The sequence below is a fragment of the Mesorhizobium sp. WSM4989 genome, assembly GCF_029625795.1.
In the GTDB taxonomy this organism is placed as follows: Bacteria; Pseudomonadota; Alphaproteobacteria; order Rhizobiales; family Rhizobiaceae; genus Mesorhizobium.
The window spans coordinates 1,239,932-1,266,135 of sequence record NZ_JARTVN010000001.1; the positions used below are offsets into that span (position 1 = coordinate 1,239,932).

At 64.0% G+C, this 26,204-nt stretch carries 19 protein-coding genes; 10 read left to right on the forward strand and 9 right to left on the reverse strand.

The features are described from left to right. On the forward strand, positions 1-843 hold the full coding sequence (locus P9217_RS06145) for a hypothetical protein (protein WP_278088276.1): 843 nt from the start codon (positions 1-3) through the stop codon (positions 841-843). Here the strand turns inward: P9217_RS06145 and P9217_RS06150 are convergent. From P9217_RS06150 to tssI, 3 genes are read right to left on the reverse strand one after another with little or no spacing between them, the layout of a single operon-like run. Then, positions 834-1,190, reverse strand: a complete 357-nt coding sequence (locus P9217_RS06150) for a hypothetical protein (RefSeq protein WP_127215021.1) — start codon at positions 1,188-1,190, stop codon at positions 834-836. The two genes, P9217_RS06145 and P9217_RS06150, sit on opposite strands and share 10 nt — an antisense overlap. Continuing rightward, the gene (locus tag P9217_RS06155) at positions 1,190-1,615 is read right to left on the reverse strand and encodes a DUF6484 domain-containing protein (RefSeq protein ID WP_278086412.1); all 426 of its coding nucleotides are present in this window, start codon (positions 1,613-1,615) and stop codon (positions 1,190-1,192) included. The genes P9217_RS06150 and P9217_RS06155 overlap by 1 nt, the downstream gene beginning before the upstream one ends. Before the next feature lie 9 nt (positions 1,616-1,624). Then, complete coding sequence (gene tssI, locus P9217_RS06160; protein ID WP_278086411.1) at positions 1,625-3,952, reverse strand: type VI secretion system tip protein TssI/VgrG; 2,328 nt, start codon at positions 3,950-3,952, stop codon at positions 1,625-1,627. 308 nt (positions 3,953-4,260) lie between these two features. Between tssI and tagH the strand changes: the two genes are divergently transcribed. The 8 genes from tagH to P9217_RS06200 all read left to right on the forward strand — a co-directional run bounded on the left by tagH (position 4,261) and on the right by P9217_RS06200 (position 17,200). Beyond that, a complete protein-coding gene (gene tagH, locus P9217_RS06165; protein WP_278086410.1) occupies positions 4,261-5,343 on the forward strand; it encodes a type VI secretion system-associated FHA domain protein TagH in 1,083 nt (360 codons plus the stop codon). Between the two features lie 200 nt (positions 5,344-5,543). Then, positions 5,544-5,726 carry a hypothetical protein gene (locus tag P9217_RS06170; protein WP_278088290.1) on the forward strand — a complete coding sequence of 61 codons (183 nt, stop codon included), beginning with the start codon at positions 5,544-5,546 and terminating at the stop codon, positions 5,724-5,726. After that, positions 5,659-7,155 carry a type VI secretion system protein TssL, long form gene (gene tssL, locus P9217_RS06175; protein ID WP_278088287.1) on the forward strand — a complete coding sequence of 499 codons (1,497 nt, stop codon included), beginning with the start codon at positions 5,659-5,661 and terminating at the stop codon, positions 7,153-7,155. Before P9217_RS06170 ends, tssL begins: the two co-directional genes overlap by 68 nt. A gap of 25 nt (positions 7,156-7,180) precedes the next feature. Next, positions 7,181-10,711 (forward strand): type VI secretion system membrane subunit TssM, encoded by a 3,531-nt coding sequence (gene tssM / locus P9217_RS06180; RefSeq protein WP_278086408.1) that lies wholly within the window; start codon positions 7,181-7,183, stop codon positions 10,709-10,711. A 153-nt stretch (positions 10,712-10,864) separates the two neighbouring features. After that, complete coding sequence (locus tag P9217_RS06185; protein ID WP_066989102.1) at positions 10,865-11,629, forward strand: protein phosphatase 2C domain-containing protein; 765 nt, start codon at positions 10,865-10,867, stop codon at positions 11,627-11,629. A 5-nt stretch (positions 11,630-11,634) separates the two neighbouring features. Further along, positions 11,635-14,268 (forward strand): serine/threonine protein kinase, encoded by a 2,634-nt coding sequence (locus P9217_RS06190; protein ID WP_278086407.1) that lies wholly within the window; start codon positions 11,635-11,637, stop codon positions 14,266-14,268. Positions 14,269-14,369: 101 nt separating this feature from the next. After that, a complete protein-coding gene (locus P9217_RS06195) occupies positions 14,370-14,780 on the forward strand; it encodes a DUF1036 domain-containing protein (protein WP_066989410.1) in 411 nt (136 codons plus the stop codon). Next, positions 14,777-17,200 (forward strand): peptidoglycan DD-metalloendopeptidase family protein, encoded by a 2,424-nt coding sequence (locus tag P9217_RS06200; RefSeq protein ID WP_278086406.1) that lies wholly within the window; start codon positions 14,777-14,779, stop codon positions 17,198-17,200. The genes P9217_RS06195 and P9217_RS06200 overlap by 4 nt, the downstream gene beginning before the upstream one ends. A 54-nt stretch (positions 17,201-17,254) precedes the next feature. Here the strand turns inward: P9217_RS06200 and P9217_RS06205 are convergent, their stop codons facing one another. Beyond that, positions 17,255-17,788 (reverse strand): OmpA family protein, encoded by a 534-nt coding sequence (locus P9217_RS06205; RefSeq protein WP_170950256.1) that lies wholly within the window; start codon positions 17,786-17,788, stop codon positions 17,255-17,257. Positions 17,789-18,031: 243 nt separating this feature from the next. On the opposite strand from P9217_RS06205, the gene P9217_RS06210 reads away from it, so the two are divergent. Then, a complete protein-coding gene (locus P9217_RS06210; RefSeq protein ID WP_278086405.1) occupies positions 18,032-18,526 on the forward strand; it encodes a hypothetical protein in 495 nt (164 codons plus the stop codon). Between the two features lie 28 nt (positions 18,527-18,554). Here the strand turns inward: P9217_RS06210 and P9217_RS06215 are convergent, their stop codons facing one another. The 5 genes from P9217_RS06215 to P9217_RS06235 all read right to left on the reverse strand — a co-directional run bounded on the left by P9217_RS06215 (position 18,555) and on the right by P9217_RS06235 (position 26,204). Further along, the gene (locus P9217_RS06215; RefSeq protein ID WP_278086404.1) at positions 18,555-18,806 is read right to left on the reverse strand and encodes a hypothetical protein; all 252 of its coding nucleotides are present in this window, start codon (positions 18,804-18,806) and stop codon (positions 18,555-18,557) included. 53 nt (positions 18,807-18,859) lie between these two features. Next, positions 18,860-21,409, reverse strand: coding sequence for a caspase family protein (locus P9217_RS06220; RefSeq protein ID WP_278086403.1), 2,550 nt, complete (start codon positions 21,407-21,409; stop codon positions 18,860-18,862). 252 nt (positions 21,410-21,661) lie between these two features. Continuing rightward, entirely contained in the window at positions 21,662-22,495 is an 834-nt protein-coding gene (gene fghA, locus P9217_RS06225) for an S-formylglutathione hydrolase (RefSeq protein WP_127323980.1), read from the reverse strand. A gap of 404 nt (positions 22,496-22,899) precedes the next feature. After that, a complete protein-coding gene (locus tag P9217_RS06230; protein ID WP_278086402.1) occupies positions 22,900-25,179 on the reverse strand; it encodes a xanthine dehydrogenase family protein molybdopterin-binding subunit in 2,280 nt (759 codons plus the stop codon). Positions 25,180-25,181: 2 nt separating this feature from the next. After that, a complete protein-coding gene (locus P9217_RS06235; RefSeq protein WP_278086401.1) occupies positions 25,182-26,204 on the reverse strand; it encodes a xanthine dehydrogenase family protein subunit M in 1,023 nt (340 codons plus the stop codon).

Consider the following 26,204-nt stretch of genomic DNA (forward strand, 5'->3'; position numbering starts at 1 on the left):
ATGGCTGACTACAGCGTAACGGTAAACGGCACCGTTGCAGCGGATGATGGAACCATTTTCTCCGCCGTCGCGTATTACGATGGAGAGAGTTTCTACTCGTTCGTCATCTCAGAATCCGACGTTGCCAGCGACGACAATCAGACCGATCGAATTTACGAAAAGCCAAGTTGGTTCACCGACATATGGCGTTCCAGTTCCGGTCGTCTCTATGTGTGCGACGACAATGGCGTAGTGCATTCGGGTTCGGGGACTGAATGGACGGAAAGCCAGGTCTCGCCTCGTCACTTGAATACCGTCTGGGGCTTCGACGACAACACCGTCTATGCTGGTGGATCTGAGGGGGTTGTCTATCGATGGGACGGCGCACGCTGGTCCGCGGTTAGCCCTGCGCTCGGCAACACCATTCTCTGCATCGCAGGGTCGTCGCCGAGCAACCTTTATGTGTCCGGCGAAGGAGCGCTTCTCTGGCACTATGACGGTAGACAGTGGACTCAGATCCAGTTGCCGACCAACGCAATCTTGGTTGGGCTATTGGTACTGTCGGCGACCGACGTCCTGGTCTCCGGCAGCGCAGGGACCCTATTTCGAGGCGGCGGTCTTGCCTGGACCGATGTTTCGCAACGTGGTCGGGACTTCTACAAGATGGCGTTTTACCGAAAGGCAATACACATTGCCGGTGGCGGTCAAGGCGTGTTCACGTTCGACGGGGTTACGGTTTCCACCCTGAAGCACGGCTTCCCCGTCTATCGGCTGTCATCCAATCGCAAATATCTGACACTGACGGGAGGCAACTCCGCCATAAGATATGACGGCTCTGAATGGGTCGGGCCCGACTACACCTGACGGCTTGAAGTAGGTTTGGGCTTCGCAGCGAGGTAAGCCCGCACCCTTCCAAGATCGAGATCAACAACCCGCAATACCTCTTTGATAGACAGCATGCGCAGGACGAACAATTCGCCGGCTTCGGGATACTCGGCGTAGCGCTCCTTTGCGATTTCGCGACCGACCTCGCCCGAAATGCGCAGCCCATCAAGGTGTGCTTCCAGACGCTCGATGAGTCGAGCAAGCCGTTCCTCATCCATGTCCGGATTCTTGCCGGGATTGAGCAAGTTGTAGTCGTATACCGTCCAAAGGAACGCGGCCATCTCCGCGTGCTGGCGGACAATCTGGCGAAGGATGGGCGCAGGCATCAGTTCAGATTGACGGAGCCGCCGCGGATGCGGTTGGCGGCACTGGCGTGGCTCGTGACATAGGTGCCGCGGATGGTTATATGCCCATCCTTTTCCATGATGATCGTAGCCTTGCCGCAACGCAGTTCAAGACGTTCATTCGCGGTGATCCGCATTCGCTCTCCGTCTCGGATGATGTGCGGAACATTTGACCGGTGCGCTGGATCGATGATGCGCCCGACAATCAGCGGCCGACCGGGATCTCCGTCCTGAAACAACAGCGCTACCTCCGCGCCGATCATGTCGGAGGTCAGTTCAGCGAGGCTGCGCGCGGCCACCGCTGTCTCCCGAGGGTTTCCCGGGAAGACGACAAGGGGCGCATCCTCGCCGAAGCCCAGGAAGATGCCAATCACCACGCCGTCAATGCGCTCCACGGTCGTCGTCATCAAAGCCCCTCAGTTCTGCTTTATCTCCGAGCCTTTCATGGTGATGTCGCTCGATGCCTTCACATTGATCTTGCCGGACCCGCTGACGGAAATGTCCTTGCCGGAGATATTGATAGTGCCGTCCTTCTTCATCGCGATAGCGGCAGAGCCGCATGTAATGGTGATGGCATCGCCAGCTTCAATGATGAGGGTTTTGCCTACCTTTATGGCTCCGTCCTCACCCACCTGCACGAGACTGCCTTTCGCTATTTTCAAGGCCCGCGAACCGCCGACATCAGTCGCATCGTCCTCAGCTATCTTGGCGTTCCGCCCCTTCCCGATCTCGGAGGCATGCGCCCCACCTATCTTGAAGCTCTGATTTGCGCCAACGTCCACCGATTGATTGGCCGCTACCGTCCAGCTGTCATCGGCACCGATCTGATGACTCTGTGCCGTTCCCACAGTGACAGATCGCGACGCCCCGATCGTATTAGTCTGCGAAGCGCCCACGGTCCTCGCCTCAGCCGCCCCAACCGTATCGACACGCGCCGCACCCACCGTCACCGTCTGCACCAGCCCCACCGTCTGCGAGTGGTTGGCGTCGATATTCTCCGTCGAATTCGCAACAATGTGGATGGTCTCATTCGCATGGACCGTCAGCGAGCGGTTCGCCCCCACCGTTTCGGTGTCGTTGCTGCCGATGTTGGTGGTCTGGTCGACGCCGATCTTGACCGTCTTGTTATTGCCGACGTCCTCGTCGAGGTTGTGGCCGACGGAGTGCTTGGCGTCGTGGTCGATGCGGTCGGACTGGTCGTGCTGCACCAGCTTGTTGCGGTCGTGCTTGATCAGCAGGTGGTGGTCTTTCTGCGCCTGGAAATTGACCAGCTCGGAGCCCGCCTTGTCCTCGAACATCAGCTCGTTGTAACCGCCGCCGCCTTTCGAGGAGTTCGACTTCCAGCCCGACTGCGTCGCATTGCCCGGCAGCCCGTACGGCGGCATCTGCGAGGCGTTGTAGACCCGGCCGGTGATGATCGGCAGGTCCGGGTCGCCTTCGATGAAGTCGACGATCACCTCTTGGCCGATGCGCGGGATCTGGATAAAGCCCCAGCCGCTGCCGGCCCAGGTTTGCGACACCCGCACGAAGCAGGAAGAATTCTGGTCCTTCTTGCCGAGGCGGTCCCAGTGGAACTGCACCTTCACGCGCGCATACTTGTCGGTGAAGATTTCTTCGCCCGAAGGGCCGACCACCGTCGCCGTCTGCGGACCGCGCATGATCGGTCGCGGCGTGATGCGCGGCGGCCGGTAGGGCAATTTGGTGGGCGCCACGCCGAGCACCACCTTGAAATTCTCGCTATGGGCCTCGTTCTGGGTCCGGTAGCCCGGGTCGAACAGCCGGTATTCGGCGCTGATCACCAGATAGTCCTGGTTCTGGTCGTCGCGCGGAAAGCTTTCCAGCTTGAACTTGCAGCCGGAGAAAAGGCCGCGCACGGTGCCCACCGCCGTGCTGCGCTGGTGCACTGCCTGGAGTTCCTCGCGGCGAATTCCCGCAATCGTGTCGCCTCGCCCGACGTCGAGATGCGCGCCGGGCTGACGGTAGTTCTCGCCCGCGGCCTCCTTGTGGCTGAACGGCTGGGCGGACTTCGCCATCAAATCCGCGCCGGGCTTCTCGAAATCATAGTCGGTGTGTGCATAGGCCCCCGGCCGCACCGCGCTGCCGGGAATCCATTCGGTGATGTATTCGACGTCGCGTCGCGAGCCCTGGCCCTCGAAATTGTAGAGCACCTTCTCGTAGCCGGGTGCCGGCTTCAGCTTGCTCATCGCGTCGCAGAGCACCAGGGTATGCTTGCCCTCGTCATGCTCGAAGAAATAGAAGATGCCCTCGTGCTCGAGCAGCCGCTGCACGAAATCCAGATCACTTTCGTCATACTGGACGCAATATTCGCGCTGCGGGTAAGACCCTTGCAGCCGCTTCTCGAATTTCGCGATGCCGTATTTCGAGAAGATTTTCTCGACGATCTCGACCGCCGTCATATTTTGAAAGATGCGGCAATCGGTGGTGTTGCCGAGGAACCAGAGCCATGGCCTGACCATCGCCTCATAAAAGCCGAGCCTGTCCTCGATGCGGATGAGCTTGAATTCCGACACAAGCCCGCTGAACCAGCGTTTCGGATCGGATTCGCCCTCGACCGAAACGACGCCGCCCAGCATCTTCAGCGGATCGACGTCGTGGCTTTTGGAGACGAAGCCGACCGTATAGGCGAAACAACGGCTGATCTCGTCGCGCCCGACGAGATGGGTGAAGGTCAGCACATCGCCGCCAACGGGCGTCTGCACAACCGTGGCGCGTTCGTTCGGCATGGGTCGTGCCCCTCCTGGACGCGGCCGCCAGTATGATGGATTGAAGCTCCCGCTATGTTAACCGCATCACGTTCGGGAACTTTTCGCACCCACCGCACCGGACCGTTTTCAGCCTACCACATGTTTGGTGGCGGCCAAACAACAGCTGTGGCTAAACCCGCCAAGCGCCGGTGTGAAACGCTCCTCTCCCGCCGCGCTCGCAAGCTGCTAGAATGCCAGAGCAATTCCCGGAACACCGCATAGCGATTTTCCGTTCGGAGTTGCGTGAAGAATAAGCATTTGTTGACCAAGTTCGGCGACGCTTCCGGATGTTCATCTCGCTCCAGATCAGCAATGTCGACAGGCTGCCATCCGGCGCCGCCGCGAGCTACGCCGCCCGCGACCGCAGTTTCGAGATCGGGCGCGAGAATTGCGACTGGACGCTTTCCGATCCGGACAAGATCATCTCGGGCCGGCATTGCGAAGTCCGCTTCCAGGCGGGCGGCTTCTGGCTCTACGACATCTCGCGCAACGGCACTTTCGTCAACGGCTCCAGTCAGCGCATGGCCGGTCCGCACCGGCTGGCGCATGGCGATCGGATGCTGATCGGCCGGTATGTCGTTGCGGTATCAATTGACGAGGAAGGCGCCGCCGCCGGCCACCCGCGAACCCGGGCCGCGTCGACTCAACGCGAGCTGCCGCCATCGACGGGCAGACCGCTGGAGCTCGGCAAAGAGCCGTTCTTCAGTCGGACGGAACAGCGGCCCGGGCCGGGAGCGGCATCGACATCTTCGGCGCTGCGTCTGCCCCCAGCGCCGGCAAAGCCGGGTAGGCAGCCGGCGGGAACCGAAATGCTGCTGCAGGACATCGCGAAGGCGGCCGGCATTCCGCCCGACCTGCTTCAATCGCGCGATCCGCATGAGGTGGCCGCCGAGATCGGTACCGTGCTCAGGACCACGATCGAGCAACTGTCGCTGCTGCTCAAGGCGCGCGCGGCGGCCAAGGTGCTGGCCAAGAGCGCCAACCGCACGATGATCGGCGCCGAAAACAACAACCCGCTGAAATTCGTTCCCGGCACCGACGACATACTGGAGATCATGTTCGCCAAACGCCGGACCGGCTATCTCGACGCCGCGCACAGCGTCGAGGACGCCTTCCGGGACCTCAAGACGCATGAATTGGCAACTTACGCCGCCATGCAGGCAGCGCTTTCCAGGCTGCTCGACGACCTGTCGCCGGAAGCCATCGCCAGGAAGCTGCCGCCGGCCTCCTTCTCATCCAAGAAGAGCCAGGCGTGGGATGCCCTCGTCGCCACCTGGCGGACGATGGAGGAGAAGCATGAAAACGGCATGCTCGACGTCTTCCTGGCGTATTTCAGCGAAGCCTATGCCAAGGCCAGCAAGCAGAAGTAGTGGACCCGGGGCTATGGGTCTCACAGAAGAAAGCGCTGCTTCGAGCATGCTGCTTTCCGATTTCAATCAGCTGCCTGTATGGTTAGGATAACGTACGGAAGCTTGCCTGGCGGGCAAAGCGGCGTGGCTTGGGGCGTGTGCAGCAATGTCATGTTTCGGCGAGATGAGCCTTTCCATCCGGCCCGCCCCCAAAGCTCGGCTTGAAAAGCCGCAAGCCGACCTCATTTCCCGTCAAGGAAATGTTCCCCGCGCCGCGACGGTGGATCGCCGATGAGTTCGAAGGACGATCCCTCCCGGCCGGCGGACAAGACCGTCATCCGAGCGCCACGGCCAAGACAACGCTCGCCCGCGGCTCCCGCGAGTTCTTCTTCGGCTGGCGCTGAGCCCGCTGCGCCACCCGCCAGGGAATCGACGGTTTTCGACGCCGGTCTCGGCAGGCGGATGCCGACAGGCTGGTCCTCCGGAACCCTGGTCGTTCAAAACGCGGTTCCAGGGGCTGCAGCGGCGGCACCCGCATTGCAACAGGAAATCCTGCTCAGCGCCGCGGATGGCGTGAAATACGCCGCGGCAAATCCAGTCCTCGCTGCGGCGGCGCCCTTGCTGGTGCTGTTCAGCCAGTTGCGGCTGATGCCGGTCGAGCGGCAGGCGGCCCCTTTGGCAGAGCACATCACCGAAGCGATCGAGACATTCGAGCGGGAGATGACGAAAGCCGGCATCGCCGAGGAAGACGCGCGGATTGCTAAATTTGCGCTATGCGAGACCGCCGACGATCTGGTCGGCAACCTGCCGTGGCCGAAGGACGACGGCTGGATCGGGCACAGCCTGGTGGCGCGGTTCTTCCACACCAAGCCCACCGGCGCCGGTTTCTACGAGGCGCTGAACAAGATCCTGGGCCGGCCGGAGGGTCATCACGACCTCCTCGAACTGATGCATGCCTGCCTGTCGCTCGGGTTCGAGGGGCAGTATCGTGGGAGGGTCGGCGAACGGGACGCGCTCGAACGCGTCCGGCGCGACGTCTACGACACGATCCGCTATTTTCAACCGCGCGCCGGGGACGACATCTCGCCCCATTGGCAAGGTATGGCGGCGGCGCTGTCAAAGCCCCAGGCGCGGCTGCCGCTATGGGCGGTCGCGGCCGCCGTCGCGACCCTGGTGACGGCGGCCTTCTTCGGACTACGGATCCTGATCACCGACGAGGGCGACGCAACAGCCAGCGAATTGCTGGCGCTCAATCCCTCAACGCCGGTCACCATCGAGCGCGCGAGCGTCGCTCCGGTTGCCGAGCCGGCGGTACCCGCCCCGCCGGAAGCCACCCCGTCGCCGCCTGCCGTTCCCACCGTCACCCAGATCGACGTTCCCACCATCGCCCAGATCGACCGCATCCGCGCCGCGCTCGCCAACGAAATCGCCGGCGGCGGGCTGACGGTCGGCACCAAGGGCAACTTCATCGTGGTCGAAATCAGCAACCAGCTCTTGTTCGCGCCCGGGCAAGCCGAACTGAAGCCGGAGTTCCAGCCCATCGCGGCGGACATCGCCACGGCTCTCAATGCCGAGCCCGGACCGATATGGATCGTCGGCCACACCGACAATGTGAAGCCGAAGAAGTCGAGCCAGTTCAAATCGAACTTCGATCTTTCCGTCGCGCGCGCCAAAGCCGTACAGGCGATGGTGGCGAACGAGCTCAAGGACCCGTCGCGGGTCGCGGTGGACGGCAAGGGCGAGGACGAACCGATCGCCGACAATGCGACGGCGGACGGCCGCGCCAAAAACCGCCGCGTCGACGTGATGATCCCGAAGGAGGAGACGTTGTGAGCGCGCGCGGCGGGGAGCGGCACTGATGCGCTGGGTGCTGCGGCTGTTCAGCCTGCTCGCACTTGCCGGCTTCTCGGCTGCTGTCTGGTATGCGGGGCCGCTTATCCGGTATGCCGATACACGCCCGCTCGGACCGGTCTGGCTCCGGACAACGATCATCGGCGCGGCCGTTGCGCTGCTTGCAATCTTCTACGGCATTCGCTTCTGGCGAGCGCGCAAGGCGCAGAACGCGCTTGAAACGGGCATCGTACGCAGCGGCGACCGCAACGACGATTCAGAGGTGCTCGAGGCGCGTATGAGCGAGGCCATCGCGACCCTGAAGCAGTCGAGCGGCAGGCGCAACTTCCTCTATGAAATCCCGTGGTACATCATCATCGGCCCGCCGGGCGCCGGCAAGACGACGGCGCTGGTCAATTCGGGGCTGAAATTTCCGCTTGCCGGCTCCGGCAATGCCCAGCCGCTGGCCGGGGTCGGCGGCACGCGGTCCTGCGACTGGTGGTTCACCGAGGATGCCGTGCTGATCGATACGGCCGGCCGCTACACGACGCAGGATTCGGATGCCCAGCGCGACAAGGCGAGCTGGCTCGGCTTCCTTGGACTGCTCAAGAAGTACCGCACCCGGCAGCCGATCAACGGCGTGATCCTCGCAATCAGCGTCGCCGATCTGATCGGCTTCGACGACCAGCAGCTCGATGCGCATGTCACCGAGATAAGAAGCCGGCTGCGGGAGCTGCACGAGACGCTGAAGATCCAGTTCCCGGTCTACCTGCTCTTCACCAAGGCGGACCTCGTTGCCGGCTTCATGGACTATTTCGGCGATCTCGACGAGGCCCGGCGGCGCAAGGTCTGGGGCGCGACGTTCCAGACCACCGACCGCAACAGGAACATGGTCGGCGAAACCTCGGCCGAGTTCGACGCGCTGGCCAGGCAGCTTGCGGACGAGATCGCCGACCGCCTGCAGGACGAGGCCGATCCGGTGGCGCGCATCGCGATCTTCGGCTTCCCGGCCCAGTTCGTCGCGCTGCGAACCCGCGTCGTGCGGTTCGTCACAAGCCTTTTCGATGCCTCGCGGGCCCAGGTGAATGTCAGCCTGCGCGGCTTTTATTTCTCTTCGGGCACGCAGGAAGGAACACCGATCGACCAGGTGCTGGGCGCGATCGGCCGCAATTTCGGCAGCGCTTCGCAGGCGCATCTTTCCGGTACCGGCAAGAGCTTTTTCCTGCATGATCTTCTGGCGAAGGTGATCTTCCCCGAGGCCGGCTGGGTCTCGTTCGACAGGACAGCGGAGCGGCGCGCCAGGCTCGCCAGGTTCGGCAGCCTCGCCGCGATCGCATTGGCGGCTTTTGCAGCGCTCGGCGTGCTGGGCCTCAGCTACTTTGCCAACGAGTCGCTGATCGGCTCCACGAGACAGGCGATGGCGCAGTATCGGGACGGCGCGGATTCGCTGCTCAGGAGCACGACCGTTACCGATGTCGACCTCGAAAACGTCATCGGCCCGCTCGATCAACTGCGCAACCTGCCGGCGGGATATGAGACCGCCGGCCAAACGAAGCCGATCGAGGAGAGTTTCGGGCTCAGCCAGCGGGAGAGGCTTCTGTCGGCGTCCAAATCCGTCTATCGGCAGGCGCTGGAGCGTAGCTTCCGCTCGCGTCTGCTGGTTCAGGCGGAGCGCACGATCCAGGCCAAGATGGCCGACCCGATCGCGCTCTACGAACCGTTGAAGATCTATCTGATGCTGGGCGGCAAGGCGCCCAAGGTCGACGACGAGCTGATCGTCTCCTGGATGAAGCAGGATTGGGAGGAAAACCGCTACCCCGGCGAGAACAACCGCGAAGGCCGCGCGCAGCTCGAAAAGCATCTGCGCGCCATGCTGGCGCTCGACGATGCCTACGACCCGGTGTTCGAGCTCAACCAGCCGCTGGTCGAGGCCGCGCAACGATCGCTCGGACGCATGAGCCTTGCCGACCGCGCGTCGGCGCTGATCAGATCGGCGGTCTATGCGGCAAGGCTCCAGGATTTTTCCGTTGCCGCCAAAGCCGGTCCGGAGGCGCAGCTGCTGTTCGAACGCATGGACGGCGCAGAGCTCGCCGACCTTGGCGTTCCCGGCCTCTACACCAAGGCGGGGTTCAACGGTTTCTACCTGCCGCAGCTCTCGCGCATCGCGCAAATGCTGGTCGATGACCAGTGGGTTCTCGGCGGCGGCGGCGAGCAGGGCGGCATCGATCAGGACCTGCCCAGGCTCGGCCCCGAACTCATCGATCGCTACGGCAAGGAGTTCGCCTCCGCCTGGAACGGCGCGCTCGACCAATTGAAATTCAAGGCGATGCTGAAGGACAAGCCGCAATATATCACGCTCTCGGCCGCCGCCTCGCCGGACTCGCCGCTGGACCGGCTGTTCACGGCCATTGCCGATGAAACCGCCCTGACAAAAGACGGCGCCGCCTTCGCAGGCGACACCGGAACGGCGCAGCAGGACCCGGTCGTTATGGCCAAGGGTCTCGCCCGCATCGGTCTGCAGATCGCCGGCGGCAAGTCGCAGAGCCGCGCCGGGGCAAGCTCGTCCGCCACGCAGAATGCCGGCGCCACCGTCGAGGCGCAGTTCAGGCCGTTCCAAGCGCTGGTGAGCGGCTCCAGCGGTCGCCGCCCGCTCGATGCGCTGACGCAAAACTTCCACGACATCTACCAGAGCGTGAAGCTGGCAGCGGATGTCCCCGCGCAGACGGAGCGCGTCAACGCGAACCTGAAGCTGCAGATTTCGACGATGCGCGCCAATGCCTCGCGCCTGCCCAAGCAGCTCGCGCGCATGGTCGACGCGGCGGCGGACGAGTTCGAAGGCAATGTCGCCGAGACTTCGGTAGCCAACCTCAACCAGATGCTCGACGAGACGGTCACGCGCCCCTGCGAGGAAGCCGTCAACGGCCACTATCCCTTTGCCGGCGACGGCAGCGAGGAAATCTCTCTTGCCGATTTCGCCAAGCTGTTCGCACCGGGCGGCCTGATGGACCGGTTCTTTGCGCAGAACCTGGCGCCGCTGATCGACATGACAGGCCAGGACTGGACCTGGAAGCAGGAGGCCCGCTCCAGCCGCGACCTCGCCAAATCGACCTTGAAGGCGTTCCAGTCGGCGGCGGAAATCCGCAGCGCCTTCTTCCCCTCCGGCGGTTCGGCGCCGTCGGTCTCGATCACCTTCACGCCCTCCTCGCTGAACAGCGAGGTGGATAGCGCGGTGCTCAACATAGATGGGCAGACGGTGCAAAGCACGCAGGCCGGCAATGCGCCGAGCACGGTGACATGGCCGGGCGGCGGCGCTTCCGGATCCGCGAGCCTCAGCCTGACGCCGGAGATGCCCGGCCGCGAGTCCGCCCTCAAATTCGAAGGGCCATGGGCTCTGAAGCGCCTGCTGGACAAGGCGAGCGTCACCAGCAACGGCGCCGGTGCCGAGGCGCGCTTCGTGATCGGCGGACGCGACGTCGCCTACAAGATGGAGAGCGGCTCTGGCGCCAATCCCTTCCTGCTCCCGGCGCTGTCCGGGTTCAGCTGTCCGAAGGCATTCTGAGATGGCGCCGTCATGGTCGATCGGATCGTTCCCGAGCAGCACCGTCTCTCGCCTTCATTTTGATACTCTAAAGTATGCGCTTGTGGCAAACTGGCCTGGGCACGCGGCCCATCGTTCGTCACAGAGGACGCTCGCGAAGCGCTTGGTGGCAAATTGAGCACTGTCGCCCTTTCCATTGAGAGTTTCGGCGTCAGCCACAAAGGCTGTGTGCGCGACCACAACGAAGACAACTATCTGGTCGAGCAACAAGCCGGCCTTTGGGTGGTGGCCGACGGAATGGGCGGCCATGAGGCCGGCGAGGTCGCTTCGGCCAGCATCGTCGACCACCTGGCGACGATTGGCATTGCGAGCTCGGCGCCGGACCTTCGCGCCCGTTTCGAGGACCGGCTGAGCCGCGCCAATGCCGAGATCCGCAACATATCGCGTTCGCGCGGCATCACCATCGGCTCCACCTTCGCCGCCCTGCTCGCCATGGAGGGGCGGTTCGCGGGCCTGTGGGCCGGCGACAGCCGCATCTATCTGGTACGCGGCGGCGCTATCTCGCAGATTTCCAGGGATCATACCGAAGTCCAGGAGCTGCTAGACCGGGGCATGATCAGCGCGGAGGAAGCGCTCACCTGGCCGCGCCGCAATGTGATCACCCACGCCGTCGGGGTCAGCGACGAACTCGAGATCGATTTTCAGCAAGGCGAGTTGATGCCGGGGGATATCTTCGTATTGAGCACCGACGGGCTCACCGCGCATGTCAGCGACGCGGAGATCGAAGCGGCGGTGAAGTCCGCGCCGCCGCAAGCCGCGTGCGAGAAGCTGCTGGAGACGGTGCTGGCGCGCGGCGGAACGGACAATGTCACCATCGTGCTGGTCAGGATCGGCGACGGACGCAACGGACCGCTCGATGCGGATCGGTCCAGGGGCTGAGACACATGAGCGACGACGACAGGACGCGGATTTCGCCGAACCTCGCAAATACCGGCGTCGGCACGCAGCTCAGCGGCATCTACGAGCTCGACGAGCGCATCGCATCCGGCGGCATGGGCGAAGTCTATCGCGGCCACAATATCCAGACCGGCGACCATGTCGCGATCAAGATAGTGCTGCCCGAGTTCGCGCGCGACCAAACCATTCTGTCGCTGTTCCGCAAGGAAGCCTCGATCCTCAACCATTTGTCGCATGACGCGGTGGTGCGATACCACGTCTTCACCATCGATCCGGGGATCGGCCGCCCCTACCTGGCGATGGAGTTCGTCGACGGCCAGTCGCTGTTCGATGTCATGCGGCGCGGCCCGATGGCGCCACCGGACGTGCGTCGGCTTTGCCATCGCCTCGCCTCGGGCCTGAGCGCCGTGCATCAGGCCGGCGCGGTCCACCGCGACCTTTCGCCCGACAACATCATCCTGCCGGGCGGCCGGGTCGAGCGGGCCAAGATCATCGACTTCGGCATCGCGCGCTCGGCGAATGTCGGCGGCGAGACGCTGATCGGCGGGAAATTCGCCGGCAAATACAATTACGTCTCTCCCGAACAGCTCGGCCTTTATGGCGGGGAGGTCAGCGAGCAATCCGATATCTACAGCCTCGGCCTGGTGCTGGCGGCCGCGCTGCGCGGGAAGCCGCTCGACATGAGCGGCTCGCAATATGAGGTCATCGAGAAGCGCCGCACCGTGCCGGACTTGTCGGACATCGATCCCGATTTCCGCGAACTCATCGAAGCGATGTTGCAGCCGGATCCTCAAGACCGGCCCGCCAGCATGGCCGAGATCGCCAGGGCAACGCGCGACGACGACCTCGACGCGACCTTGCCGCCGCCCGCATCGTTTGCTCCGCGCGAACGATCCGGCTTGCCACGCGCCGGCTGGACGGCCTTGCCAAACTCCAGTCCCCCGGCTTCTGCTGCCTCCGACGAACCGCGTTTCGTTCCGCATGTGCGGCCTGCGCACCTGTCGCAACCGAGGCCAGCGCCGGCGGCGGCTCCGGCCAGTGCCTCAAGCCGACCTGCGGAGCGAAAGCCCTCGCGGATCCCGGCCATAGCGGGCGGCGTCGCGGTTCTGGCAGTCCTGGCGGCGGCCGGCGTCTATTTCAGCGGCGCGTTGGTCACTCCGCCTGCCGTTGAAAAGCCTGGGCCTCTTACGCCGAAGCCGGCGGCAAAACCCGTCGCGGAAGCGCCCAAGCCGGTAGCGGAGGCATCGACGCCTCAGCCAGAGGCACCGCAACCTCGGCCGCAAGCGCCGGCCGAACCGCAGCCGGAAGCACCGAAGGCGGACAGCTCAGCCGCCGTTGAGCCGGCAAAGCCTGCCGCTCCGGCTCTCCCGCAACCGCAAGACACGACACAACCCGTCCAGAAGCAGGCCGAGACTGAGCAGAAGCCGACACAGCCTGCCCTATCGGCTGCGCCGCAACCGCAGGACAAGACTGCCCAGAAACAGGCGCAAGTAGAGACCGGACAGAAATCCGAGCCGACACCGCCTGCCCCTTCAGAGAGCCTGGCCAAAAACAACCAGGCGAAAGCCTCGCAGCCGGCGGAGGCCGAACCGGCTCAGCCGTCGGTCGAGAACTTGCCGGCACCCCTGCCGAAACCAGCGGAAAACCAAAAGCCGTCGAGCCCGACGGCGGAAGCCGCTGCGGCGCCGGAAGCAAAACCGCCGGCGACGAAACCGAGCGCATCCGACCTCGTCGACGCTCTGTCCAAATTGTCGAAGTCGAAGACGCCGGCGCCGCAAGTTACGGAAAACCAAAATCAGGCGCCGGCTTCGACTGCGCGCCAGCCGGCAGCGCCCGAAGCGGCTACTCAGCCGGCAGGGCCGAAAGTCTCGACCACACAACCGGCACCACTGCCGCAGCCACCGCCGGCCAACAAGCCATCTCAAAATACCGACGTCGCAATCAATCTGCCAAAGCCCCAGGTTCCGCCGCCGGCAAACAAAACCGACGCGTTGGCTCAGCGCGCCTCCTGGGTGCGCGACTTCAGCGGCGGCAATTGCTTCTACGCGACCCTGACATCGGCAACGGGCACATCCGCGGCCATCGAGGGATTCGGAACCGCCGTGCAGCCTTTCGAGCAACTGCTTGGTGCGTTCCAGTCCAGGTTCAACGTGGAGCCGGACATCAGCGTGCGCCTGATTACCCCATCACAATGCGGCGTACCCACCTTCCTGCACCTTCTCGACCGAAGCGAAGCTGAACGACCGCAGCTCATGCTCGACCGGACATCGGTGCCCGACGGATCACCGATCAGCGGCACGCTGGTGACGCGCGGGGGGCTCATCTCCAGCGTGTTGCTGATCAACCACAATGGCACCGCCTTCAACCTCGACAGCCGCATGGTCGCGCAGCCGGACAGGGCGACCTTCAAGATCGCCATCGATCTCGCCGCTGACGACAAGGCGGCCGGCAAGGCTTTGCCGCAGGTCATCCTGGTGATCACCGGGCCACGGGACGTTCAGGCTGCGATGTTCGCGGGCCCGACCCCCGCCTCGGAAGTGCTGCCCCGGATCCTTAAGGAGATCCAGGCGGACTATTCCGGATTTTCGGCCACCGCCAAGTATTTCCGGCTTGGCGGATAGCGCGGACGCCGATGGTTCTCTGCCGCCTGCTCTCTTCCACCCTGTCCCAGTCACGCAAGGAGCGCGGACCGATCCGGTCTGTTGCTGATCGGATCGGCCGCATGAAGCTTGCTGCGCTTGCCGGCACGGCTTTGCTCTCCGTGCTATCCGTCAACAAGGCCCATGCCGAATTCACCGTCTGCAACCAGACGCTCGACGTCGTCAACCTCGCCGTCGGACAGAAGGTCGACGATGCCGACCAGACGGACGGTTGGTGGACGATCGGCGCCAACCAGTGCGTCAACGTCATCCGCGAGGAGCTGACCAACCGCTACATCTACATCTACGCCACGGACGTCTTCGGCCATGCGATCCTCACCGGATCGATCGAGATGTGCATCGACCGGCGCCGCTTCTCGATCCGCGGCATCGACGAATGCTGGCAGCGCGGCCATATCGCGGCGCGCTTTGTCGAGGTCGACACGCAGGAGCAGGTGCGCTGGACCTATTTCCTGAGCGGGAACGGCCCGTGACGCACAGCATCGACACGAGCTTCAAACTGAAGAAGCAGGCGCGCCTTGCCGAGCGGCGACGCAAGCTGTGGCGCTGGATTCTTTCCGGCGTTGCGGCACTCGTCCTCGTCTCGACAGCCACGGGTTTCTACCTCACACGCGATTACTGGTCCTTCGGCGACGAGGACGAGGAACTGCATCCGGTCGAGGGGATGGATGACGTGCCGCCCGACGCTTCGGTCTATGTGCCGGCCATCATCGACCTCGCCGGCGATCCGATGTGGATCACGCTGGCGCCCGATGCCGACACGGCCAAGGGCAAGACCGTCGCGCGCCCGGCCGAGCTCGACAGTTCCGGCGCCTCGCCGCAGATCGAAATCCTGTCCGATGTGATGTTGAGCGCCAGCGAAAAATTCATGACGACGATCCCCTCGACGCAAGAGGATTTCGCCTTCTTCCAGGCGCAGCGGCAGACCGTGCCGAAATCTCCTGCAACGGCGCCGCAGGATCGGCAAGCCGCCCCCCTCGCTCCGGGCGCAGCCGACGACCAGCAAGGCGATCTTGAGAACGACCTTCAGGCCGCACCCGACGAGAGCGAAGCTCCTGCCAGTTCAGCGCCCAAGGCGGATGCCGATGATCCGGAAGCGGGCTGGGGCGAGACCGTCGACCAGGGCGAGGCCGCCCTTCCCGCTTTCAAGAAGACCCAGATCGAGAACAACACGACCGTTGCGACCGTCAGCAGCGAATACCAGCGCTTCGAGGCGACCGAGGACACATTCGTAAAAATCCTCAACGACCGCAGCCTGGACAGCGTCGTCGCCGATGCGCATTTCTCCGCCGACGACGCGAAGCTGGCGGGCGAAGCGCTGAAGACGCTGTTCAACCGTGACGGGCTGGGGGCGGGCTTTGTCGTGGCGATGCGCGGATTCAGGCCGAACCGCGAGACCACCACCATGTCGCTTATGCAGGTCTCGATCTACGCCAGGAATGTCTATGTCGGCACGCTGACGCGCAATGCTGCGGGCGCGTTCGTGTCGGGCGTCGACCCGTGGGTGCGGGAGGACCTTTTCAACTATTCAGGCGCATCCGACGAAGGCGGGCCCAAGCGCCAATATCGCCTGCTCGATGCGATATATTCGACGGCCGCCCGCAACAAGGTTCCGACCAGCGTGATCGGAGAGGCCATCATGTATCTGTCGCGAGGACAGGATCTCGACGCCTTCGCCAGCGAGGACCAGCGGCTGGTGCTGATCTACTCGCAGACGCCGCGCGGCCAGGGCGAAATCTCCGGACGGGTCCTCTATGTCGGCGTTCAGGGCACGGAGAAGACGCTCGACTGTTTCGTCTTCCAGCAGAGCGATGGCCAGTATGCGTGCGTGACGGGCAATGACGAGGTTCGCTCGCTCAGCGTCACCAACGGCATGGTCACGCCGGTGAGCGGGGTGATGACGTCGACGTTCGGCCCGCGCAAACACCCGATCCTGGGCACCGTTCGCATTCATAAAGGCGTCGACTGGGCCGCTCCGGTCGGCGCGCCGATCATGGCCGCCTTCGACGGCGAGATCACCTTCCAGGGCGATGGCGGCAGCTATGGCAATCTGGTGAAGATTGCGCATGCCAACGGGCGCGAGACGCGCTACGCGCATATGCAGAAATTCGCCATCGCGAGCGGCGTCGGCACCAAGGTGAAGGCCGGCGACGTCATCGGCTATATCGGCACCACCGGACTTTCGACCGGCCCGCACCTGCATTTCGAGCTCTACCAGAGCGGCCAGGCGATCGATCCGCTGGGTACGGTCACCACGGTCGCCACCTATGCTTCCGGCGGCTCCGGCGGCGGCTACGGCGATGCTGCCGTCGAGACGCTGACCGACCGCATCGTCCATGTCGAAAGCGGCGGCAAAGCGCGAGCCAAGAACCCGCTCTCCTCGGCGACCGGTGCCGGTCAGTTCATCACCAAGACCTGGATCCGGATGATGAACACCTACCGGCCCGATCTCGCCCGCTCGCTGTCGACCGCCGACCTGCTCGCGCTCCGCTACGATGCCACGCTGTCGCGCGAGATGGTGCGCAATCTGGCGCGCGAGGGCGAAGCCTATCTTCGCGCCCGCGGCCACCAGATCACCGCCGGGCGGCTCTATCTCTGCCATTTCCTGGGCATGGAGGGGGCTGCCCAAGTGCTGGGGGCGCCCGGCTCGGCGCAATTGAGCGCAGTGCTCGGCTCCGCCGTGATCCAGGCCAACCCTTTCCTTACCGGCAAGACCACCAGCTACGTCGTCGACTGGGCCGAGCGGAAAATGGGTCAGAAGGTGACCCGCTTGGCGTCGTCCGATCAGAACCAGCAGACGACCACGACCCAGGTCCGACAGACTTCGCCGGAGTTCGAGAAATACAAGCAGGCCGTCACGGCCCTGATAAGCTCGATCCAGGCGACCCTTTGAGGCTCTGTCGCGCTGCCGTCGATCGCTGTTCGCAGCGTGAGTGATTCGTGCGGCTTATTCCGTCCTGATCCGCATCTCGACCCGGCGGTTCACCGGATCGTAGGGATTGGCGACGCGCGGGTGGGACTTGCCGAGACCAATAGCTTCGAGCCGGGTGGCCTGTACGCCGTTCGCGGTCAGGAATGCGGCAACCGATTTCGCCCTGCGCTGCGACAGCTCCTGATTGTAGCGATCCGAACCCGAAGCATCGGTGTGGCCTTCGACAACGAAGCTGAACGAACTCAACCGGTTGTCTTTCAGCGCCTTGGCGAACTCGTCGAGCTCGGTGCGCGCGGTCTGGTCGAGCTGGGCGGAATCCAGCGCGAAATTGATCATCATGTCGAGCCCGGTTTTGGTCGGGGCCGCGGTCTGGTCGTTCTTGCTCTTGCACTCTTCTTCAGTGCCGACGCAGATGCCGCGCGTCGCGCCGAGATTGCCCGCGCCGGTGAAGAACTTCACGATGTCTTCGGATTTCTGAAGCGGATCAGCGGAAACGTGCGTCGAAAAAAGCACGGCCGCCAATGCAAAGGCTGAACTGGCCCACCGCATGACCGTTACTCCCTGTTTGAGCGGATCTCGCTGCGGCGGACGATAGCAAATCTCGCGCCGATTGTCTGTGAACAAACACACGCTGCGAGCGCCCGTCATTTGCTAAAGCTAACGCTTGACCAGCGCCTCCGCTGGGGCTTCAGTATCTCTATTCCTAATAAGGGCGTGGCAGCCATGGCGAGGGGGCTCCGGTTCAGGACGGCGCGGGATCTCTTCAGCGCTTGCCCGGCCATTGCCCGGGACATGAAAGCGGTCCCGACAGACCAACCCTCGATCGAGTTTTGCCGCGCGCTGCTCGCTGGACGCGTTCCGGAGGAGGCAATCACCTTCTGCGCCTATCTGCTGCCCGAGCGGGCCGCGATCTGGTGGGCGCATGAGTGCCTGGGCAACCTTGCCGAACTCCTCGGCGACACGGACCTCGAATTGCTGGGGCTCGTCGGCGACTGGGTCGACGAACCCGGCAATCCCGACCATCGCGAGGCGGTGGCCCAGGCCGTGGAGGTGCCGCCCGCGACGCCGGTTTCCTGGATCGCTTTGGCAGCAGGCTGGCGCGACGGCGGCTCGGGCATCGATCAGGCGACAGCCGAATTTCCGACCGCCCATGCCGTCAGCGCGGGGATTCTGGCAGGCCTTGCGCGGGTATCGCTCGCGGACCGGTTTGCCGTGCTTTCAGCCTTCGTCGAAATGGGCATCGAGATGGCGGAGATGGAGGCGCAGCAGCAACCGGCCGATGCCTAGGCTTGCGACTGGCCGCCCCTCAATGTTATCAACCCCAGCCGCCACCGCCACCGCCACCGCCACCAGCCCCACCGCCCAACGGCGGGGCCACGACAGGCTTGGGCTCCTCTTCAACCGGCTTGATCACCTTCTTGAAGGCCGCCTTCTTCTGCTTGACGACCGTCGGCGCGGTTGTCGTGCTGGTCACCGTCGGCTGAGGCCGCGCGGCTACCGGCGTCGGCTCGGATTTGGGCAACAGGGACGTGCAGCCGATGAGCGTCGCGAGGACGCTGGATAACATTGTTCCAATGAGTGCTTGCTTCAATGCCCTGCCCACAATTGCCTCCCTGTTGCTCAGAACAAATCCCGGCGCGGATTGGCCTGTTCCCAGACCGCTCGCGCCACCTTGATCAGTTGGTCGTCCATCGAACCGTTCGCGGCGATCTTCGACTTGAGTTCTCCGCGCAACTTCTTGAGCGCGGCCGTTTTCGCCTTCGTTCCAAATTTGGCCAACGTCGCCTTGGCATTCGGCAACTCGTTGCGAAGATCGAGCGCGGCCGCGAAAGCAAGGTAGCGTACGGCGAGAGACTGGTCCGCCTTGTCGCCCCGCTGCAGTTCCAGAGCCGCGCGATCATATGCGGCCGACTGATCACCGCGGTCGGTCGCTACCTCGAAAAGGCGTTGCGCCTCAGCAAGGTCCTGCTGCACACCGACACCGTCCCTGTACATACGCGCCAAGCTGCCGGGAGCGTAGGGTTGGCCGAGATCCATGGATTTCTGGAAGAGTTCGAGCGCGCTCTTGGGATCCTTCTCAACCCCAGTGCCGGCGAGATAATTTCGGCCGAGCAGGTTCATCGAATACATGTCTTGCCGTTCGACACCCGCTTTGAGGAAGGCCACGGCGCGAGCCGGATCGGCAGGTACGCCGTTACGACCTTCCGTAAAAATCGCGGCGAGGTCGTTCATGGCATAGGTGTGCCCCATCGCCGCCGCTTTGAGCAGCAGGTCCAGGCCCTTGGTGGCATCACGATCGACGCCATAGCCGTTGAACAAAGCGCGACCCCACGACGTCATTCCATACGGATCGCCCTTGTCGGACGCTGCGGCATAGAAGGTATTGGCCTGCTTGCGATTGACGGGCATTCCCGTTCCCGTGGCGTTGAGATATCCAAGCTCGAACACCGCCCGGACATGCCCCCTGTCGGCAGCTTCCTGGATGGCCTTCTTGGCCTCCTCGACCTTGCCGACAACAAGCAGCGCACGCCCGAGCTGGTAACGGAAGCGGGCGACGTCGGGATAGGCTTTCACCGCCGCCCGGCAGACATCCACGGCGTTGCTGCTGATTTCGTTCGGCAGCAAGCCGGGGACGACGCCCTGCAGGTCGAGAGGCTCGCCGGCCTCCCTGTCACAGGCGTCGACGCTTGGCGACAGCTTCATCGTCGCCGGCTTTGACGGCGTGTTGTCGGCCCTTATTTCGAAGCCGACGCTCAGCGGCTTGACGGCGCCGATCTGGGGTTCGTAGCGCAAGTGGTCGACTTCATCGGCCATCAGGCTTGAATCCGGAGACAGGGTCCGGTCCGGCAGCGACAGCGTTCCCGTTGCCGGATAGCTTGCAAGCTTCACGCTGACGGCGGGATCCTTGGTCGGGAAAACGAGCTTCAGCGGCACCGGGCCGACACCGACCGGGACGCTTACGTCACGGTTCTCGATCGCCTCGGCGGCGCCGGTGATGTGAATGCCGCGCTCCAGCACCTGCTGCTCCTGCTCGGCCTCGAGCGAAGCCATGAGCTGCTGCCCTTCGGCGGCGTTCCCGTTCTTGACCCGAAACACCAGGATACCTTGGGATTGACCGCCCCAATTGTCATGCGTGGCATAGGCCAGCATGTCGACCTCTTCCTGCGCGCCGGATCCTTTCGGCACGTCCAGCTTAAGGCGCGGCAGATCCTTGCCCGCAATCGGCTGACCGATAGCGACAGGCTTGCCGTCCAGCGTCAGGCGTCCAAGGCCCGGCGGCCTTTCGATGCTGACGGTGACCGCGCCGCCGTCGACATCGACCGGCTCCGGAAGGTCAAGCGCCACCGGTCCGACGCCCGACGGCACGACCTTTTCCAGGACCGGCGGCAGCGCCGGTCGACTGGCGCGGCGCATCAGCACCACCTCGTCGATCAGCGACGAATTCTCCCAAGGAACCTGCTTGCCATCGGTGGCTTTGACCACGTCGCGGCGAACCGCCGCCATCACCGTGCGGATCTCCTGGTTGGGCGCCAGCGCCCGGCGCGAGAAGGCGGACGAGAAGGGACTGAGATCGCTCGCTCCGTCATAGGCGACGGCTCCCGGCTCGGTGGCGAAGGCAATCAGCGTGTTCAGCGAGCTCTTCACCTGCGCAAGTCCGGTGCCGCCCGCGGCAATCAGCTGGTCCCGCAACCAATAGTCCTTGCGCGGGAACGGATTGTTGCGGCAGGCATCGAGGATGATCACCTGGATCTTCGATTTCGCCCGCAGCTGCTCCAGCACGTCGTCGAGCTTGATCGCCTGGACCTCGATGTCGGCCGCGGCCTTGAGCGAGGCATCGACCGGGATGAGGAAATTCTCGCCGCCGATCTGAAAACCGTGGCCCGAATAGTAGACGACGGCGAGATCGGCACCGTCCGCCGCGGCGAGATAGTTGCGGAACTGCTCCTCGAACCGAAGCTTGGTGAGATCCTTGGCGACGAACACGTCGAAGCCGGCCAGGCGGAATGTGTTCGACACATCCTCGGCATCCTTGTCCGGGTTCTTGAGAGCCGGGATGTCGCGGTATTCGGAATTGCCGATCACAAAGGCGACCCTGCGCTCCGCATGAGCTTCGAAGGCCGTGAAGCTCACGAGAACCAGGGCTGCAAGGAACGCGCAGCATCGCAGCATGGCAAATCCTTAACTGCTATGACCTGTCGGCCACAGGAACGCAGCTTGCGGCGCCGAGGTCTGTTAAAGAGTTCACAATCTGCCGGGACCAGAGCAGACCGCATGCATAACGACAGCGGGCATGCGTCTCATCCAACCAAGTTCTAAATTACTCCAGAGACCTATTCACCGCAATGAGAAGACGCGTTTGATCGCCGGATTGCGTCGCGGCCATCCAACTTCAGGTTCAGGGCTGGTGGGCGTTTGCGCTGCCTATGCCATCCGCGCGGCGTGCCACTTCAAATGATCGTCCATGAAGGTCGAGATGAAATTGTAGGAATGATCGTAGCCCTCCTGCATGCGCAGCGTCAGCGCGATGCCTGCCTTTTTGCACGCCTCTTCGAGCAGCCAGGGACGAAGACCATCCTGGAGGAAGCCGTCGGCGCTGCCCTGGTCGACGAGCAGTTCGCCGTAACGATGGCCGTCCTCCATGAGCAGCGTGGCGTCACAGGCGCGCCAGCTCTTTTCGTCTGATCCCAGATATTTTTCCAGCGCCGGCCGCGACCAGCCCGCCGTCGTCGGCTGCACGATCGGCGCGAAGGCCGAGCAGCTCCGGAAGCGCTCAGGGTTCTTCAGCGCGATGGTCAGCGCGCCGTGCCCGCCCATCGAATGGCCGAAGATCGACTGGCGCGAAATGTCGACCGGGAATTTGGCCTCAATAAGCGCCGGCAACTCCTCGGTGACGTAGGAGTACATGCGATAGTTCTTCGCGTAGGGCGCTTGCGTGGCATCGACGTAGAAGCCGGCGCCGCAGCCGAACTGCCAATTGTCCTTCTCATCGGGAACGTCCGGACCGCGCGGGCTGGTGTCGGGGCAGACGACGACGAGTCCAAGCTCGGCCGCCAGGCGCCGGTATTCGCCCTTGTCCATGACATTGGCATGGGTGCAGGTGAGCCCCGAGAGATACCACAAAACCGGCAAAGGCCCGTCCTTCGCCTGGGGTGGCACGAAGACGGCAAAGGTCATGTCGCAAGCGCAGACTTCCGACGCGTGCGAATAGACGCCCTGGATGCCGCCGTGCGATTTGGACGTGGAAAGGACGTTCATCGGTTCTGCCTTCTCGCCGGGAATGTCCGGCCCGACATAGCTGCCGGACCCGGCGCCCGCAACCTTGCACCTCGCCAAAACGGCGCAGATGCGCGATCGAACGGCGGAAGGGCGGACATTTCGAGCCGCTCTCGTTATGCGTCGCCTCCCAGGCGAGCGTTCGCGTGTTCTAGGGTCGGCAAGAGAACATCCGGGCCGGATCGCAAAAAGAAGTCTTTTCTGTCCTTTGCTTCGCCGAAACCGAAGCGGGGCGCTCGCTGGCAAGCGGGCAGGGAAAATTCGACGGGTTGTGAACGGAAGCTGTCCGCCGGTGCAATGCGGGTGGGGGTGCTCGCATTGCACCGGCGGCTCGGCAATCAGCGGATTGATGAGCAGATCGCGGTGCGCTGCCGCTCGCCGCATCGTCAAGCGATAAGCTGGTCGATCCTGATCGGCAGATCGCGGATGCGCTTGCCCGTCGCGTGGTAGACCGCGCTGGCAACGGCGGCGGCGGTGCCGACATTGCCGAGTTCGCCCAAGCCTTTGACGCCGGCCGGATTGACGGCGTGGTCTACCTCCGGGACCAGGATCACCTGCAGGTCCCTGATGTCGGCGTTGACCGGCACGAGATAATCCTGCAGGTCGCGGTTGACGTAGCGGGCATAGCGCCTGTCGACCTCGGTCGCTTCATGCAGCGCCTGGCCGATGCCCCAGATCATGCCGCCCATCAGCTGGCTGCGCGCGGTGCGCGTGTTCATGATGCGGCCGGCCGCGAAAGCGCCGACGATGCGCGGCACACGGATTTCCCGAGTATAGCTGTTGATGCGAACTTCGACGAACTCCGCGCCGAAGGCGTATTTCACCGAGTCCTCGTCCTGATCGCCGCCATGGAATTCGGACTGACCGGCATAGAGTTCCTTCACTGCCTCAGGCGTCGCGCCTTTCGGGGCAAACTCGGCATATTCCTCGATCGCGCCAATTTGCATCGCCTTGAAGACGTCCTCGATCTTCGCGGACGCTCCGCCCCTGGCCGCAAGCTTGCCGCCGTCAAGGTCCAGTTCCTCGTTATGTGAGCCGGCAAGCGGGCCGCCTTCGGCCGTGGCTCCGGCGGAGAGCTTCGCCCGGACGGCATCGCAAGCCTTCAGAACCGCCGAGCAGACGCTTGCGGTGGAAATCGAACCACCTGAGACCGGGGCCGGAGGCAGGCTGCTGTCGCCCATTTCGACGGTCACCTTGTCGATCGAAACGCCAAGACGTTCCGAGGCCATCTGGGCGGCCACTGTCCGGACGCCGGTGCCGATCTCATGCGAGCCGCATTGCACCCGCACATCGCCATCCGACGTCAGGCGCACGCGCGCCGCGCATGGTGCCACCGCGGTGGGGTAGATGGCGGTGGCGCAGCCCATGCCGATCAGCCAGTCGCCGTCGCGCATCGCGCCGACCTTGGGGTCTCGCTTCGCCCAGCCGAAGGCATTGGCCGCCTGTTCATAGCATTGGATCAGCGAGCGGCTGGAGAAGGGCTTCTTGCCGATCGGTTCCGCCTTCGGCTCATTGATGCGGCGGAACTCGACCGGGTCCATGCCAAGCGCCACCGCCATCTCGTCCATCGCGTTTTCCAGCGCGTAGACGTAAGGTGTCTCGGGCGGCGAACGCATGTAGCCCGGCGTGTTGCGATCTGCCTGGACCAGCGACACATGCGTCAACACCGAGCCGTAGTCGTACATGCGGCCGGTCGCCGAGGTGCCGCCGACAACATAGGGATCAGGGCGCGATGTCACCTCCCATCCTTCGTGCGCGAAAGCGGTGATGCGGCCGTCCTCGCCGGCGCCGATCCGGATGCGGTGGCGGGTTTCGGCCCGGTAAGTCTGTGTGCCGAAAGCCTGCATGCGGCTCGTCACGCAGCGCACGGGACGCCCGAGACGTTTTGCGGCTACTGCGACGATGGCGGTGCGCGGCGTCATCGGTCCTTTTGAGCCGAAGGCGCCGCCGATGAAGGGACTGACGATGCGCACATTGGCCGGATCAATTTTCAACTCTCTCGCAAGTTCGGCCTTCCAGCCGGTGACGTTCTGGGACGGTTCGTGGACGATGAGCTGATCGCCCTGCCAAAATGCCGTCGTGGAGAACAGCTCGATCGGGTTGTGGTGCTGGGTGGGCGTTGAATACCGAGCGTCGATCCTGACCGCGGCGGCTGCATAGGCGGCGTCGAAATCGCCTGCTTTCACATCCTCCTTGAACAGCGGACTCTTGCCGGCGGCGGGAATGGTTTTGGTGCCGGGACTATCGAAACTCGCGGACGGCTTCTCTTCCTCGTAATCGGCGCGGATCAACTGGGCCGCCTCCTCCGCCGCCTCGAATGTCTCGGCAACGGCCAAGGCGATGATCTGGCCGTCGTGGAAAATCGTCCTGTCATGCAGCGGTCCGATCGAGGTCGCGCCGGCGTTGCCGAATTTCGGCTTCTCGACCTTGTCCATGTCGCCATAAGTGACGATGTCGAGAAGGCCGGGCACGGCACGGGCATCGTCCAGGTGAAGCTTCGTCACCCTGCCCTTGGCGATGCTGCTGGTGGCCAGCGCGCCATAGGCTAGGTTTGCCGTCGGCAGGTCTGCCGGATAGTGGGCTTGCCCGGTGACTTTCAGCCGCGCATCGACGCGCGGCAGCGGTTCGCCCATGTTCTCCTTGGGCTTCGGAGCGGCTGGGTCCATGGTCACACCTTCATGTCTCGCGTTTCGAGCAGCGCGCGCACCAGCGTCCGCTTGCCGAGCTCGATCTTGAACGCATTGTGCTGGCGCGGTTCGGCACCGGCAAAGGCAGCGTCCGCCGCCGCACCTGCCGATGCCTCGTCGAGCTTCTTGCCCTGCAGGGCCGCTTCGGCCTCGCCGGCGCGCCACGGCACCGTCGCCAGCCCGCCGAGCGCAATCCTTGCCTCGCGGACGCTGTCGCCGTCGAGGTCGAGCGCAACGGCCGCCGAGGCCAGCGCAAAGGCATAAGACCCGCGGTCGCGGATCTTCAGGTAGCGCGAGCGCCGGGCCCACGATAAGGCAGGCACCTCGATGGCGGTGATGATCTCGTCCGCCGCCAGATCCGTCTCGACATGCGGCGTGTCGCGGGGCAGCCGATGCAGCCTGGCAAAGGGAATTTCGCGCGCTCCGCGAGACCCCTCGGCTCGAATAACGGCATCGAGCGCAATCAGAGCCTGGGCAAAGTCGCCGTGATAGGTGGCAATGCAGGCATCGCTGGCGCCCAGCACCGCGTGCTGGCGGTTGAAGCCTTCCATCGCCGCGCAGCCCGAACCCGGCACCCGCTTGTTGCAGGCCCAGGAGGACTCGCGGAAATATTCGCAGCGCGTTCGCTGCAGCATGTTGCCGGCAAGGCTCGCCATGTTGCGGATCTGGCCGCTTGCCGCCAGCCGCAAACTTTCGGCAATGACGGGATAGCGGCGTTTGACTTCGCCATGGTCGGCAGCCTCGCCCATCCGCACCAGGGCGCCGAAGCGCACGCCGTCGTCGGTAACCCTGATCTGCCTCAGCCCTGGCTCTTCGAGCCGGTTGAGGTCCAGCAGCCGGTTGGGCGCCGCCACCCCAAGTTTCATATAGTCTGCAAGATTGGTGCCGCCTGCGATGAACTGCGCGTTCGCCCGTGTCGGCTGGTCGTCCTCGGTGGTAAAGCGGGATGCGATGGCGGCCGCGGCGGAGACATCTGTCGGCCGTTCATAGATGAAGGGGCGCAT